Annotated in this window: 12 protein-coding genes; 2 read left to right on the forward strand and 10 right to left on the reverse strand. The window is 44.6% G+C overall.

Features of this window, described 5'->3' with window-relative positions; all coding sequences use genetic code 11:
* The first annotated feature begins 222 nt into the window (after positions 1 to 222).
* Together adhP and FKP33_RS15305 are read left to right on the forward strand one after the other, a co-directional pair.
* Complete coding sequence (gene adhP, locus FKP33_RS15300) at positions 223 to 1,233, forward strand: alcohol dehydrogenase AdhP (RefSeq protein WP_127609223.1); 1,011 nt, start codon at positions 223 to 225, stop codon at positions 1,231 to 1,233.
* A 397-nt stretch (positions 1,234 to 1,630) separates the two neighbouring features.
* Complete coding sequence (locus FKP33_RS15305) at positions 1,631 to 3,313, forward strand: sigma-54-dependent Fis family transcriptional regulator (RefSeq protein WP_258313454.1); 1,683 nt, start codon at positions 1,631 to 1,633, stop codon at positions 3,311 to 3,313.
* Positions 3,314 to 3,422: 109 nt separating this feature from the next.
* Here FKP33_RS15305 and FKP33_RS15310 read toward each other — a convergent pair whose 3' ends face one another.
* The 10 genes from FKP33_RS15310 to FKP33_RS15355 form a co-directional block, all read right to left on the reverse strand.
* Positions 3,423 to 4,118 (reverse strand): DUF7002 family protein, encoded by a 696-nt coding sequence (locus FKP33_RS15310; protein WP_141335641.1) that lies wholly within the window; start codon positions 4,116 to 4,118, stop codon positions 3,423 to 3,425.
* 94 nt (positions 4,119 to 4,212) lie between these two features.
* Entirely contained in the window at positions 4,213 to 5,253 is a 1,041-nt protein-coding gene (locus tag FKP33_RS15315) for a FecCD family ABC transporter permease (protein WP_141335642.1), read from the reverse strand.
* Positions 5,250 to 6,275, reverse strand: coding sequence for a FecCD family ABC transporter permease (locus FKP33_RS15320; RefSeq protein WP_141335643.1), 1,026 nt, complete (start codon positions 6,273 to 6,275; stop codon positions 5,250 to 5,252). Before FKP33_RS15320 ends, FKP33_RS15315 begins: the two co-directional genes overlap by 4 nt.
* Positions 6,276 to 6,401: 126 nt before the next feature.
* A complete protein-coding gene (locus tag FKP33_RS15325; protein ID WP_141335644.1) occupies positions 6,402 to 7,376 on the reverse strand; it encodes an ABC transporter substrate-binding protein in 975 nt (324 codons plus the stop codon).
* 153 nt (positions 7,377 to 7,529) lie between these two features.
* A complete protein-coding gene (locus FKP33_RS15330; protein WP_141335688.1) occupies positions 7,530 to 9,149 on the reverse strand; it encodes a helix-turn-helix domain-containing protein in 1,620 nt (539 codons plus the stop codon).
* A gap of 257 nt (positions 9,150 to 9,406) precedes the next feature.
* The gene (locus FKP33_RS15335) at positions 9,407 to 10,183 is read right to left on the reverse strand and encodes an IucA/IucC family C-terminal-domain containing protein (protein ID WP_236595926.1); all 777 of its coding nucleotides are present in this window, start codon (positions 10,181 to 10,183) and stop codon (positions 9,407 to 9,409) included.
* A 322-nt stretch (positions 10,184 to 10,505) separates the two neighbouring features.
* Positions 10,506 to 11,327, reverse strand: a complete 822-nt coding sequence (locus FKP33_RS15340) for a GGDEF domain-containing protein (RefSeq protein WP_141335645.1) — start codon at positions 11,325 to 11,327, stop codon at positions 10,506 to 10,508.
* On the reverse strand, positions 11,324 to 11,677 hold the full coding sequence (locus FKP33_RS15345; RefSeq protein WP_127609850.1) for a hypothetical protein: 354 nt from the start codon (positions 11,675 to 11,677) through the stop codon (positions 11,324 to 11,326). Before FKP33_RS15345 ends, FKP33_RS15340 begins: the two co-directional genes overlap by 4 nt.
* Before the next feature lie 37 nt (positions 11,678 to 11,714).
* Positions 11,715 to 12,437 (reverse strand): EAL domain-containing protein, encoded by a 723-nt coding sequence (locus tag FKP33_RS15350; protein ID WP_141335646.1) that lies wholly within the window; start codon positions 12,435 to 12,437, stop codon positions 11,715 to 11,717.
* Between the two features lie 545 nt (positions 12,438 to 12,982).
* Complete coding sequence (locus FKP33_RS15355) at positions 12,983 to 13,807, reverse strand: MetQ/NlpA family ABC transporter substrate-binding protein (RefSeq protein ID WP_181410162.1); 825 nt, start codon at positions 13,805 to 13,807, stop codon at positions 12,983 to 12,985.
* Positions 13,808 to 13,852: the final 45 nt, after the last annotated feature.

Below are 13,852 nucleotides of genomic sequence, written 5' to 3' on the forward strand. Positions count from 1 at the left end.
CATTGCTATTGTACTTTGTTATTTTACTTTTTGGAAAATATTTTATAAAATGCCGAAAAAATGATAAGGCAGCCGTTTTTTCGGCTTAACGGCCGAATTTTCGTCATTTCAATGATAAAAACATAGCGTTTCTGCGTTTTTAGGGTTGGCATGGGTTTTGCGTATGTATGAAAGTGTTGCATGCCAAGCAACCATATTCGTTCATTTTGAAGGAGGATTCAAATGAAAGCTGCTATTGTAAATCAATTTCATCAAAAGCTGGAAATCAAAGAAGTACCGACTCCGGATGTCGGACAAGGAGAAGTACTGGTAAGAATCACAGCATGCGGAGTTTGCCATACCGACCTGCATGCCGCTCATGGGGATTGGCCCGTGAAACCTAAACTTCCTTTGATCCCTGGTCATGAAGGCGTTGGCTATGTAGAAAAAGTCGGTCCGGGAGTAAGTTCCATAAACATCGGGGACAGGGTTGGAATTCCGTGGCTGTTCTCCGCTTGCGGCGAATGTGAGTATTGCTTGACCGGTTGGGAAACGTTATGCAAAAGCCAATTAAATGGCGGCTATTCGGTCGATGGGGGATACGCGGAATATTGCGTCGCACCTGCTGCCTATGTCGCGAGAATCCCGGACGGCGTATCGGATGAAGAAATTGCCCCGATCTTATGCGCAGGCGTAACCACCTATAAAGCCCTGAAGGTGACGGGTGCAAAGCCGGGAGAATGGGTGGCGATCTATGGCATTGGAGGTCTCGGACATATTGCGCTCCAATATGCGAAGGCTATGGGATTTAACGTCATTGCAGTCGATATCAGCGACGATAAATTGGAACTTGCCAAGAAGCTGGGAGCCGATCTTACCATAAACGGCAAGTCGGTAAATCCGGTAGAGGAAATCGAGAACAAAGTCGGCGGCGCTCATGCTGCAGTGAGCGTGGCAGTGACTCCGAAAGCGTTTGAACAAGCGTATCGTTCTGTAAGACGCGGCGGCACACTGGTGGTAGTCGGTCTTCCGAGCGGCGAATTGCCAATCCCGATTTTCGATACGGTTCTCAACGGCGTTACAGTAACAGGTTCGATTGTCGGTACAAGAAAAGACATGCAAGAAGCTTTGGATTTCGCTGCCCGCGGCAAAGTGAAAGCGATCATCGAAACACAGCCACTGGAAAAAATCAATGAAATTTTTGAACGTATGGAAAAAGGAAACATTAACGGACGGATCGTCTTGACATTTTAATAATGTAAGCGCTTGCCGCTGAATTTATTGTGCAGTGACACACAAAACACCGTTACGTTATTGGATTTAGCTGAATCACCACTCCACTGAAATCCAATGCGTAATGGTGTTTTTTTCTGATTTGCCGAATAGAATTGTTGCGAAGCAGTGCTCCTATGTGAAACGGAAACGGTGTCTCTCGGTGTCCGAATTTGATCAAATCGTACCGTCGGTAAGGTGTAACATTTTGAAACAATCTTGTTTAAATGGGCACATCTGGATATCCATTATGTTATACTACAATCAATATCACACATGTTGTGTGGAGGTGTTTACGTTGTCATCTCTGGAAATAAGGAAGCATTCAGATGTTGTGGCGAGCTCTTGGAAGCGTTGTCAACAATATGGGTTGAAACAGATGGATCCTGTGTATGACCAATTGGTTACAGGAAAGCAAATTCATGAAATCCTTAAAGAGAATGAGGCTCTGATTAAGCATACCTCACATATTTTCGGGAAAATGGAGCACTTCATTAAGCAATCGAGACAAGTGGCCCTTCTTATCGATGCTCAAGGCAATATTATTTATTCCGTCGGAGATCCTGAATTCTCCAAACGGGCGGCTGCGGTTCAGCTCCAGGTGGGCGCCAATTGGGCTGAAAACAGAAAGGGAACGAATGCCATCGGGGTTGCCATTAACGAAAGAATACCTGTCCGCGTTCATGCCGAAGAACACTACTGCCAGTTGAATCATTTCCTTACTTGCGCATCGTCGCCTGTGTTCAGTCCGACCGGGGAGTTGTTGGGCGCCATCAATTTCAGCAGCAAACAGGAAAACTATAATGCGCTTAGTCTTTCTCTCTCAACGATGGCCGCGGATTCATTGCAGAACCAACTTCTCATCGAAGAATCCAGGAAGGAACATCTCATCACTTTGAAGGAATTGGAATATTCGATGAAAAACAATCCGCTTCCGCTCCTTTCGCTGGATCACGAAAACAGAATCATTCGCGCCAATCAAGCCGCTCTCCGGATTTTAGGCAAGGATGCCATCGGCCATGAATTCTCCGGCATCGAAGGATTTTTTATCGAAGAAATACACGATCATCAACAAAAAGTTTGGCGTTCCATAGCGATTCAAAAAAAAGTGATCAGCGTAAATCGCATGTATACTTTTTCCGATATCGCCGGATCGTGCCCAAGCCTCATACAGAAAAAAGAACTGGCCTACAAAGCGGCTCTCACCGACTTTCCGGTTCTGTTGTTGGGAGAAAGCGGCACCGGAAAAGAATTGTTTGCGCAATCCATTCATTCGGCCAGTTTGCGTTCGAATCAACCCTTCATAGCCGTTAATTGCAGCGCAATACCCGACAGCCTGGTGGAAAGCGAATTGTTCGGTTATGAGCGGGGCGCATTTACGGGAGCCAATCGGGAAGGAAATGCCGGGAAATTCGAGGCTGCCCATAAGGGTACGATTTTTTTGGATGAAATCGGCGATATGTCTTTGCGCGCACAGGCGGCTCTATTGAGGGTTTTGCAGGAACGCACCATCACCCCCGTCGGAAGTGCCAAAAGTAAGCCCATTGATATAAGAATCATTGCAGCGACTCATAAAAATTTGCAAAATGAAATCAAGGAAGGACGGTTTCGCGCCGATCTTTATTACCGTTTGAAAGGAATTCAAATTACATTGCCTTCACTCCGCGAAAGAAGCGATATCGTTGAGCTTGCCATACATTTGCTACGCAGCCATAACGATCCGAACCCTCATTTATCGAAAGAAACGGCAAATAAGCTCTTGCAGTATGCTTGGCCCGGAAACATTCGCGAATTAAACAGCGTCCTTATTCAGGCCGCTTTTCTGGCCGAGGGAAGTCCCATTCGCCCCGAACATCTGCAGTTCGAAACCGACTGTCAAACCGGGCGGCGGGAGGCTCAGGCTGCTGATGATTCCGTCCCTTCGCTTAAAGAGGCGGAAATCGAGGCAATCAAAAGGGCATTGCAGGCAACGGGCTGGAATTTGAGCAAGGCCGCAGCTCTTTTGGAAATCGGAAGAACGACGTTGTACAGAAAAATTGAAGAATACGATATTACAATCTAAAAAAAGCTGCAGGATCTATTGAAATCCACCGGCAGCTTTTTTTGCAGTTCTCCGCTCGATATGAGGTTTTATGAGGTTATGGATTAAGCTACTTCTGTAAGCGATGCATTCATCTTGATTTCATGACTTGCAAATCCGCCAAAGGCTTCGCTCGATCTCTCCAGCACTCAGGTATAACTTTACAATTATCGACGTAAACAGCCCGTAAATACTTTGACACGTTGATAACCTGATCTTCGATGAGTACCTCCCGTATTTCGGACGCTTTTGTCGGCACGATGTTATTCAGTATGATCTTGAATCCATTTAATGGTAGAAACATATCTGGACTCTTCTTGTAAGAACAGAGAGTCGGAAACCGCGGCGAGCTCCCCGAGTCGTATTTAGATAACTTCACTGCTGAATAATGCTCCAATAATAAGAAATACGCATCGAATTCCAGAATGGCAAACCTTTCATCCGGTTCTCTCCGCGTATAAGTGTCCATCATTTTCTGACAATCCTTTAATGTGGGCCAAAAAAATACATGCCGATCCAGACAAGCCCGAAATTGTTCCTGTGTGGTTTCAGCATCTATCATACTGTCAGGAATCCTTAAATGAGCATTTATTGTAACCGAATATTCATGATAGTTCACTTCCTTGGCCTCTGATCGGCGCTCACCTGCACCGTGGGGATTTAGGTTATAACTGGACAATAGAGCATCAAAATGAGCAATAGCCGGCAAATTCCTTACTCTTGTAAAATGATAAAGGGATTTTCTGCTTGTTGCTTTTGTTATTGCAGTGATAACAGCCTCTTTCATCACCTCACTCCTTCACGTCTATCTTGATAGGAGTAGGATTCCAAAAAAGGCTGCATTTCAAACCCTGTCATTTTTCCGTACGAATAGTGCAACTCTATTTATTGCGATTTCTATAAAGCAGATAAATAAAGAAAGGAGCACCTACACCTGCAGTAAACACACCCGCAGGAATATCGAGTGGAAGAAAGGCCGTTCTAGCAAACGTATCGGCAATCAAAAGCATAAGACTGCCAATAAGAGCCGCAACCGGAATTAAGCCGCCAAAAGAAGGACCTACGAGCTTTCTGGCGATATGCGGAGCAATTAAGCCGATAAACCCGATCGCTCCAGCAATAGCCACGGCTGAACCCGCCAACGCCACACTGATGATCAGCAGCAGGAATCGGTGAAGTTGAACAGAAGCTCCTAAACCTTTCGCGACATCGTCGCCTAGTTCTTGAACATTGATGTTTCTCGAATAAATGAGTGCCAAAGGAATAAAAACAATCACCCAGGGCAGCAAGGCATACACATTATCCCACGATGCACCGTAAATACTTCCAGTTAACCAAATATAGGCTTGACTGGCTGCTTTAATAGGGCTGAGGACAATCATTAACATCGTTAAAGAACTGGTCGCCGCTGAAATCCCAATTCCGATCAACACCAGCCTCGTTGAAGTAACCCCTTTATTCCATGCCAACAAATAAATCACGATCGAAACGAAGCCAGCCCCCAAAAAGGCTGCTACCGGGAGCCACTGGATACTGACCGTACCGGCAAAATAGGTAAAAAAAGCCACTGCCGCAAACGCGGCTCCCCCTGTAATCCCAATAATATCCGGCGAGGCTAGCGGATTGCGGATAATTCCCTGAAGGATCGATCCGGAAACACTCAGAGCCGCTCCAACCAGAACAGCAACTATTATACGAGGAAGCCTTAAAGTGCCAATAATCAACGAATTTACGGCTGTTCCTTGCCCAAGTAACGTTTTGAGCACGTCCACTGGTGAAGTACCCTTGTTGCCCAGCCCCAGACTCATAACAAATACAATGATCAACATTGCCGTTAACACCGAGAGCTGAATCACCGTTCTTTTCTGCACAAGAAAAGAAAACTGTCCCTTTTTGCTTCGAACAACGATTAACTGCTTCATGGCGAAACCCCTTTCGAGCGAAACCCCTTCCTCGCAGTGTAAATAAAAAATGGCACTCCGATTAAAGCCGTCATCACTCCGATCGGAATCTCTCCGGGCATAATCACAAACCGAGCAATGATATCTGCAAGTAACAACAAGATAGCCCCCAGTACGGCACTGTAAGGAATAACCCAGCGATAATCAATACCCACCAGGAAACGGGCAATGTGCGGAATAACGAGACCTACAAATCCGATGGAGCCGGCAACCGCAACAGAGCTTCCCGCCAATAAAATGACCGCAACCGCAATTGAAATTTTCACAAGGCCCGTTCTTTGCCCCAATCCCTTGGCGACATCCTCTCCCGAAGTCAGGATGTTGACAGGCTGTGCCAGTACCAATGCGGTGATCCCGGCGAATACCATATACGGTAAGACCGGAATTAATCCATCAGCCGATTTGCCGGCGACAGAACCCGCTAACCAAAACAAAACATTTTGTAAGCTGGCTTCATTAACAACCAGCATGCCTTGAGTAAACGAGGTAAATAAGGCCGTCATAGCTGCACCGGCTAACACAATTTTCAGTGGAGTTAATCCGTCCCTGCCCAGGGAACCGAGGAAATAAACGGTCAAAGCGCCAATACCCGCTCCCAAAAAGGCGACCCATACCAATTGATCCAGGGAAGAGACGGGGAAAAACGTTAACGCCAATATAACAAAAAAAACGGCACCCGAATTAATCCCGAAAATACTTGGAGAAGCTAAAGGATTTCGAGTCAACGCCTGCATCAGAGCCCCTGCAACGGCTAAATTCCCCCCGATCAGAGCAGCAAATATGGCGCGGGGGAACCGGGTCGTTTGGATAATCACATGTTCGTTCGATGACATATCATAATGGGTAAATGACTCGACAGCCGTTAGAAAGCTTATCTCCGTTGTTCCAAGGACGATACTTAGTATAAAAGAGATCATAAGTATAAAAAAACCAAACACCAAACCCAGCGCTCTTAAAGGTGTCTGGTGTAATAATGGATTCACAAAGACCCTCCTCTTTGAGGTTCATTCCCTCCATAGCCTTCATAACACGAAGCGGTATAAAACGAGTGAACTCATTGGAGGCTGTTGACACCAGCGCTCGTCAACAGCCTCTTTAATTTAACTATATTATTTCAATCCATAGAAAGCATAGAGATCATCCAGCATCTCCATAGCTGCTAACGGACCAGAGCCGTTATTCCATACCGCCGTATCTACCTCGAATACTCTATTGTTTTGAACGGCTTTCAAATTTTTCCACAGCGGATGCTCGCTCCATGCTTTTCTCAAATCCAGTCGACCGTCATTTCTTGTCGTACTCGTTTGATCAAATATGATATCTGCATCCATTTGCGGAATATTTTCTTTGGATGAGAGCTGAACTCCCCATTCTGTTCCCCTCTGACTAGCAGGACGGGCAATTCCCAACTCTTCCAAAACGAGAGCTGAGAATCCGGTATAAACAATTCGGGCATGATCCACTCGAAAGTCAACAATGCCCACTTCCAATTTTAATTTATCGCCCATTTTCCCCTTGAAATCAGTTACTTTTCGCTCCCACTCTGTCAGAAATTGTTTCTCTTCTTCCTTTTTGTTTAGAGCTTCTGCTGACAGTTTCAACGTATCCTTCCACAGATGTACCTCTTCTGTCATGACGGTTGGCGCAATGGCCGATAATTGCTGATAAATTTTCTCGTGGCGTGTTTTGGAAGCGATAATCAAGTCCGGTTGAAGTGAAACCAATTTTTCCAAGTCGGGCTGGTTTTCCGAGCCCAAGTTGGTTGCCCCTTCCATCTGGGCTCTGATGTAATTGTACCAAGGTTGTTCTATCCAGGATTCAACGGCTCCCACAGGCTTAACTTTCAGCACTAAGGCAGCGTCCGTAGCTCCTTGAAACAGCGTGACCACTTTCTTAGGTGTACCTTTAACTTCCGTAGTACCCATGGCATGTTGAATGACTCTGGCCTCTTGATTCTCAGTTTCTTGTACTTGTGTCGGCTGAGAAAGTGCTCCCCCTTGCTGATTCCCCCCGCAACCAGCGATCACGAACATAAATAGAAAAATCGCTGCTAGTACTAATCCATATTTGTTACTTCTAACCATCCTTGTACCTCTCCTTTTTCTTGTTGAACGTATGGTATTGATATTGATTCTTATTCTCATTATAAGAGAGTAATCTATAAAGAACATGGATATTAATGATTACTTTTTGGACTTTTCCGATATTTCAGCAGCTCATGGCGGATGTCCGCTTTTTTACTCCTCATCCGACATCAGCAGCTGATGCACTTTGTCCAGAAATAAGTCATGAGACAGCGCATTATAGCTCGTATAGAGATGCTGGCTGTCATACATACAATAAACTTTTCTGTTCCTGACTGCTTTTAAAGCATGCCATTGTTTGTTGTCATATAACGCACCTACTTCATTTCGGATCGCCTGATCCATCTGTGCAGTCCCATTGTGCCTATAGCTAGTTAATAGGATCCGATCCGCTTCAAACTCAAACAAATCCTCCAGCGTTACCTCCTTATAGTGGGCAATACCCGGCACCCCTTGGGGAGCGGTCAACTTTAAATCGCCATACAGCACCGTCCCCATGTTTCGTAGACCATACACACACATTTTCCCTTCGCCAATACCAACGATTAAGAAGGTTTCATCTCCGATTTTGCTTTTTATTTGTTTTCGAATCGTTTCCGCTTTTCGCTCATAACGCTCCAGCCAACCGTTTGCTTCCTTTTCTTTGCCAACGATCTTAGCTATGGTCTGAAAATGAACTCTCCAGTCATTAGAATAATGAAGAGTGATCGTCGGGGCGATTTGATTAAATATTCTCTCTTTTTGAGATTTTTCCACATGGCGAGAACCGCTCGCCACAATTAAGTCTGGCTTGGCAGTCACCAGTCTTTCCAAATCAGGATTGGAGTGGCCGACAGCAATTGTGTTGCGCAACCGGGTGGTGATCGGATAAGCGTTATTGATGACAGCGGCATAAGGCTCGATGCCCAGCGCAATCAAATGACCTGTTGTTTGATGATTAAGTGAAGCAATTTTGCTGGAATATTTGATTTTTTTCACATAAGACATCGGCGAGTAACCTGTCTCTGCTTTAAACTTGCGACTGAAATAAAATTCATCGCTAAAGCCGACGCTGTGGGCAATCGATCGAAACGATCCGTCAGACTGAACCAGCAATTGCTTGGCTTGGCTAATCCGAATTTCAGTCAAATATTCCATCGGGCTTTTTTCGACTTGTTTCTTGAATGCCCGTGAGTAATAATCCGCACTCAAACCTGCGATTTCAGCAAGCTTCTCTCGGGTAATATGTAATGGATAGTATTGTTCCATATATTCCAAGGTGAGATGAATCGCTTGTTTCAAATCTGACTTCTGTTCATGAATGGTATCCTTGAATAGCGCGACTATCATTTCTTGAAACATCATATTCGCTTTCATGACATCCCAGCTACTGTCACTGCGATGTTTTTTCTCCATCTCTTGAACCATGTCGGCCAGAAACTGAAAATGAGCAGTATATAGTTCATCCGGACATTTCAGTTCCGCAAGTACAAAATGACCCGGATCCGCAGGTTGCAGCGCATAAAACTTTATGTAATAATAATCTGCTTGGCTACTTGGGTGAATGGACAGTTTTACATAGGCACCGGGAGATACGATGAAAATCTTTTGCCGCTGTAAGGGATAGCTCCGTCCGTCGATGACAATGTCTCCTTCAGCTTCCATAAACAACAACATTCCATACAACGAATTATCATGCTGAAATAAGGTTTCATTCGAAATTACGTGTTGACTATCTTCCAGTTTATACAGGCAAGCAGCGAGTCGCGTTGAAAGATGTGAGCTGTTATTCATTTGCACTCGTCCTTTTCTGTGAATAATAATCATTCTCATTACATGTTATTTCGACAAATCTATCGCGAATTCCTTGTTCGGATACGATTTTATCCTTCCTTCAGAACAGTTGCAGCGGCAAATAAGACCCGACCATATCCGTACTTCTTCCGGATCAGTGAGTCCACGTTTCCACAATAACAACACGGTCCTCTCTTAAAAAAACTCACTTTCATTATAGTAAAGCGGAGCGTTCTTGCAAGCTTCTCCCTATCAAGTCATTCGTGTTTCTTAACTACTTTCGGACAGGTTGAACAGTAGCTTTCGTTCGCGGAAACTTTATAATAGAAACAACAAGTCTTTCGAATACGAACCGGTTGATTTGCAGAAGAAGTCATACATGCAGGAAAGTAAAACTTTTCCATGGGATTGTCCGTTTCCCCGAATACGGTCCCTGGCGCTTTACTTATCAGATATTCGAAGTCCTCCTGTATGCGCTTGTTTTCTTGTGAATTGGCCCCTTCCCCCATTCGTTTCTCATACAGCGAATATAAACGAACTGCGGTATTTTCCCATAAAATAGCCACTGGAATGTTGGCGGTTTCAGAAATGGAACGCCACAGTTTTGCCAAATGCCCTGCGAAGAGATTTCTTATCGTTTCATTACGCCATTCATCCCGTTTCCCAGCCGCAGGTTCGGTAACATGCAAATCTGGCGCACATATCCTGGTCGACCAAGATTTATTGTGGGTTACGGACGATTCAAGAAGGCTATTTTCGATACCTAAATCCAATCCTTTATTGTACATCGTCATGGCATATAAACCGGTAGTCAGGGTTAGAAAGGCGTACCTCTTGGAGAACTGCGAAGCGGTAATCATTCTTGACGGAGACCGGAGAACACTTGATAATTCATCCAAATACGACGCACATTTTTTACCGTCAAGCAAATCGACAGATCGAATACAATCCGTTGAATATGGCAATGGCTTGATGGATAAATGAAAATTTTTTGTTAAGTAATCCAATTCTTCCACTTCAAGCCGGGATTGCATATTCACCAAATTTCCTCCCTTTGATTGATTATTATTATTATCAATACAATAAAATGATTTGAACATGGACATTTATGTCCGATTTTTGGAATAATCCGACATAAGCAGGACGATGATAAGCGTTATCCAACCGGAGAGGCAAAATAACCTCTCCCCTTCTGTACGGACCGAAAAAACAGAAAAGCACGCCAAATGCCTATCGGCATTAAGCGTGCTTCGCTTTTTGCGACCCTTTCGGAACTGTTCGGTGCAGCTGCTGGATCTCGAATCGAAACAATTGGACGTCTCGGCGAACCTTATCCTTGTTGGAATCCACGTTGTCCTAACGCAAGTAAACTTCATCGCTGCCTTCATCATGAGCGGGCTTCGCGGAAGTGGACAACAGACTGGCCTTTCTCAAGATTTCCCGGAACGACAAGGAAAAAAAGTCGGGATCCTCCAGCCCGTTCACGTACCCTACCGCCGCGGAAACGGCAACATTGTTGATGAAGACAGAGCAGGAGAATAACCGGATGTAACGATCGACTTCTGCCTCGTCTGCCAAAGTGATCATGACGAATTCATCGCCGGCATATCTGCAAACAAAATCCCGATCTTCCTTTACCAAGGATGCCATCCTGCCGGAAAATTCACGTATCACATCATCGCCGAAAGGATGGCCGTAACGCTTGTTGATGTTGCCAAAACCGTTCAGGTCAATAAATAAAAGATGAAAAGGTTGTTTCTTTTTCAGGAACGCCTCACCGACGGATTGGATATAAGGTGCACGATAGAATCCCGTCAGCGAATCCATAAATTCAGACAATTTCATCTTGATGGCTTCCCGGGTTACCAAACCGGCAAGCTTGCCCTCTTCCATGATTAATAGACGTTTAATTCGGTGTTGATCCATAACTTTCAGCGCGTCCCATATAAAGAATTCAGAGGTAATCGTGATAGGGTCGGGCGTCATGGCGTCCGCTACAATCCGGTTGGGATGCGTTGAGCGCACATCACGGGAAGTGAAGATGCCTACGACCGTGCCGTGATCCATAACGATTAGCGACCCCACTCTCCATTCGTTCATGAGTTCCGCTGCATAGAAAACACTCTTGTCTGACGAAACCGTATAAACCGGGGACGTCATGAGCTCGGACACTTTCATCCCAGTTCGACCTCCCGTTGTACGGAAACTGCAATTTTCAGTTCCGAGCGCAGCACCGTAGTATCGAGGATCAATCGTTCCGCTTCCTCCATGACAATCTTCATGAGGAGGGTTTGGTCCAGCATTTGCAAAAGCGAATTTCGGACCAGAATGGCTTCTATTTTGGGATGATCAATCTTAAGCAGGGTAAATTGTCCGGGGGAGAGCGCCTCTGACATTCGCCTGACGGCTTCTGGACCGATTGGCGCTTTTTTCCCGATAATTAACAAGTCCTGCATCGGCGGAACTTCAAATTCGGAAATTTTGAGTGAAAGTGTTGCTTTGCGTGAATACATGCTTTTATCTTCCATCTTGCGTAGTCCTCCAGTTTCAGATTCAACTTCTTCTTCATATGTTCAGTCGATTCGGTTTCCCTAAATAATACCCCTGTCCGATCGTTACACCGAGACATGCTGCACAGACGAAATCCTCTTCCCGCTCAATCCCTTCCAAAATAAGGGTGCTGTCAGCGTCCCCGCAGTAATCGACAAAGAGCTGGACTACCTTTTGTTTCTTCTTGCAAAGGGATAGCTCTTTGGAAAAAAATTGGTCTATCTTAATGAAGTCCGGCGATATCTCGAAGATTTTCCGAAACGTAGTCGTTCCTTCCCCTACATCATCCAAAGCAATCAAGAACCCATTGTTACGGAGATCTTTGATTCTTTGCATAAATACAGGGTTGCTCCAAATCGGCTCTTCGGTAATGGATTCGTTGATTTCAAGCACAATGCGATGGACAAAAGAAAGGAGCCGCCTCCTGAGATCATTCACAAACAAAGGAAAAGCATCGGCAATGATGGTAGATGGGAAAAGATTAATGAACAACAACCCGTCTTCTTGTGCAACCGGAGAAAAAAAGAAGCTGGAAAGCGCATGATCAATGGACCAGGTATCCAATTGATACAATCGGTTCTGTTCAATAGCTCCTTGAAAAAGCGCATTCGGGCCAATGCCGGATGTACTGCGAATCAAAGCTTCATAACCGACCTTGCCTTGATCGGGAAGTCGCCGCAGCGGCTGAAATACATGGTAGAAATGATTGTTTTCAATAAGATTTGCAATATTCTCCATCGAGTCTTCTTTCCTCTCAAATGAAAGGGCTACTCCGAAAGAAAAGAGTAGCCCTCCAGCATCCATTTCGGTAACCCAACTGCCGCAGATGGAATCCTTAGGCCTGAAGTATTGCTCCCCTGCCTTTGGGCAGGATCGATTCATGCGTCCGATGACCTGTTTTTGAAAAAAGTGAACAGCGACCTCTGGTTAATGTAATTCCAACGTACTGCGCTAATATACCTATATAATACCTTTCGCCAAATTTCACCAAATTCCTTCACAAGCAAATATGTTTTTTGTTTGAACGTTATTCATCTAAACGTTATACATCTAAACGTTCGTCTCAATTGGTGAAGTATTAAGAAGGTTAAGGAAAGCGTGGGGAGATACGAAATGAATTGGTTGCGGATCCGCTTGTTTCGGTTGTTTATGTAACGAGGAATGACGGGGTGTAACCGAATGGTCGGGTTGTTGGGGGTCTGTCCCCCAATCAACCGATTCCATTCGGGAATGAAGCCTTTCATTTGTTAGCTTTAGAGGAAACGAATTAAACAGTCAGGCGATTACCAGCCGGGGACTAGCACAGTCTTACCACCATAAGCTTCCAGAAATGCTTTTTTCATTGCATCACTTTGATACGCTTCCTTCAACACCTTTATTTTAGGTGAATCGACCAACTCCGGACGGGTAGCAATGATATCAGGAGATAAAACTTCTTTTCTTTCCTTCGCCAAAGCATCCTTGTCAAAATCGAACCCATTATCTGCAGCTACTGTGGCATGTAAAAAAGCGGCATCTACGTCATCCAGCGAGCGTGGCAACATGGCATACTCAATTTCTTTAAACTTGTAATTGTGGGGGTTTTCCACAATATCATTAACTTTGACCTGAACACCGCTTACACCATCTCTTAACTTAAGTAATCCCGCGTCCTGAAGCATAACCAATGTACGGCCATTGTTGGAGGGTTCAACCGGAATAGCAATAGTTCCGCCGTCCGGAATGTCCTTTAGACTTCTATGTTTTTTGGAAAAAACACCGCCCCAATCGTAAAACGCTTCAAATGCCGCTACCAGATTAGTTCCATTACCGGCATTAAATCCATCCAGATAGGCTTGATGCTGGAAATAATTGGCATCTGCATTTCCTTCTTTAACCGCTAAGTTTAACTGAATACTATCACTAATAAATTTATAATCCAATTTATATCCTCTTTTTTCTACCTCTGCTGCCAGAACACGAGTGGTATCCTGATACAATTTATAATTCGTTGCTAAGAATACAATCGTTTTATCATTAGAATTACTGCCAGTTGCGGTTTCTTTCGTACTGCATGCCGTCATGAGAAGGAAAATCGCGATAATAACCATCAACAGTGTCTTTTTCATAATAACTCTCCATTTTTTCATATTTTATATTTTATACTTTTAAGT

Source organism: Paenibacillus sp. tmac-D7 (assembly GCF_006519665.1).
Lineage (GTDB): Bacteria > Bacillota > Bacilli > Paenibacillales > NBRC-103111 > Paenibacillus_G > Paenibacillus_G validus.

Coding starts and splice junctions, on each gene's coding strand:
- adhP (WP_127609223.1), top strand. CDS start 223: ATGAAAGCTGCTATTGTAAATCAATTTCATCAAAAGCTGGAAATCAAA.
- FKP33_RS15305 (WP_258313454.1), top strand. CDS start 1,631: ATGGATCCTGTGTATGACCAATTGGTTACAGGAAAGCAAATTCATGAA.
- FKP33_RS15310 (WP_141335641.1), bottom strand. CDS start 4,118: ATGAAAGAGGCTGTTATCACTGCAATAACAAAAGCAACAAGCAGAAAA.
- FKP33_RS15315 (WP_141335642.1), bottom strand. CDS start 5,253: ATGAAGCAGTTAATCGTTGTTCGAAGCAAAAAGGGACAGTTTTCTTTT.
- FKP33_RS15325 (WP_141335644.1), bottom strand. CDS start 7,376: ATGGTTAGAAGTAACAAATATGGATTAGTACTAGCAGCGATTTTTCTA.
- FKP33_RS15330 (WP_141335688.1), bottom strand. CDS start 9,149: ATGAATAACAGCTCACATCTTTCAACGCGACTCGCTGCTTGCCTGTAT.
- FKP33_RS15335 (WP_236595926.1), bottom strand. CDS start 10,183: ATGCAATCCCGGCTTGAAGTGGAAGAATTGGATTACTTAACAAAAAAT.
- FKP33_RS15340 (WP_141335645.1), bottom strand. CDS start 11,327: ATGAAAGTGTCCGAGCTCATGACGTCCCCGGTTTATACGGTTTCGTCA.
- FKP33_RS15345 (WP_127609850.1), bottom strand. CDS start 11,677: ATGGAAGATAAAAGCATGTATTCACGCAAAGCAACACTTTCACTCAAA.
- FKP33_RS15350 (WP_141335646.1), bottom strand. CDS start 12,437: ATGGAGAATATTGCAAATCTTATTGAAAACAATCATTTCTACCATGTA.
- FKP33_RS15355 (WP_181410162.1), bottom strand. CDS start 13,807: ATGAAAAAGACACTGTTGATGGTTATTATCGCGATTTTCCTTCTCATG.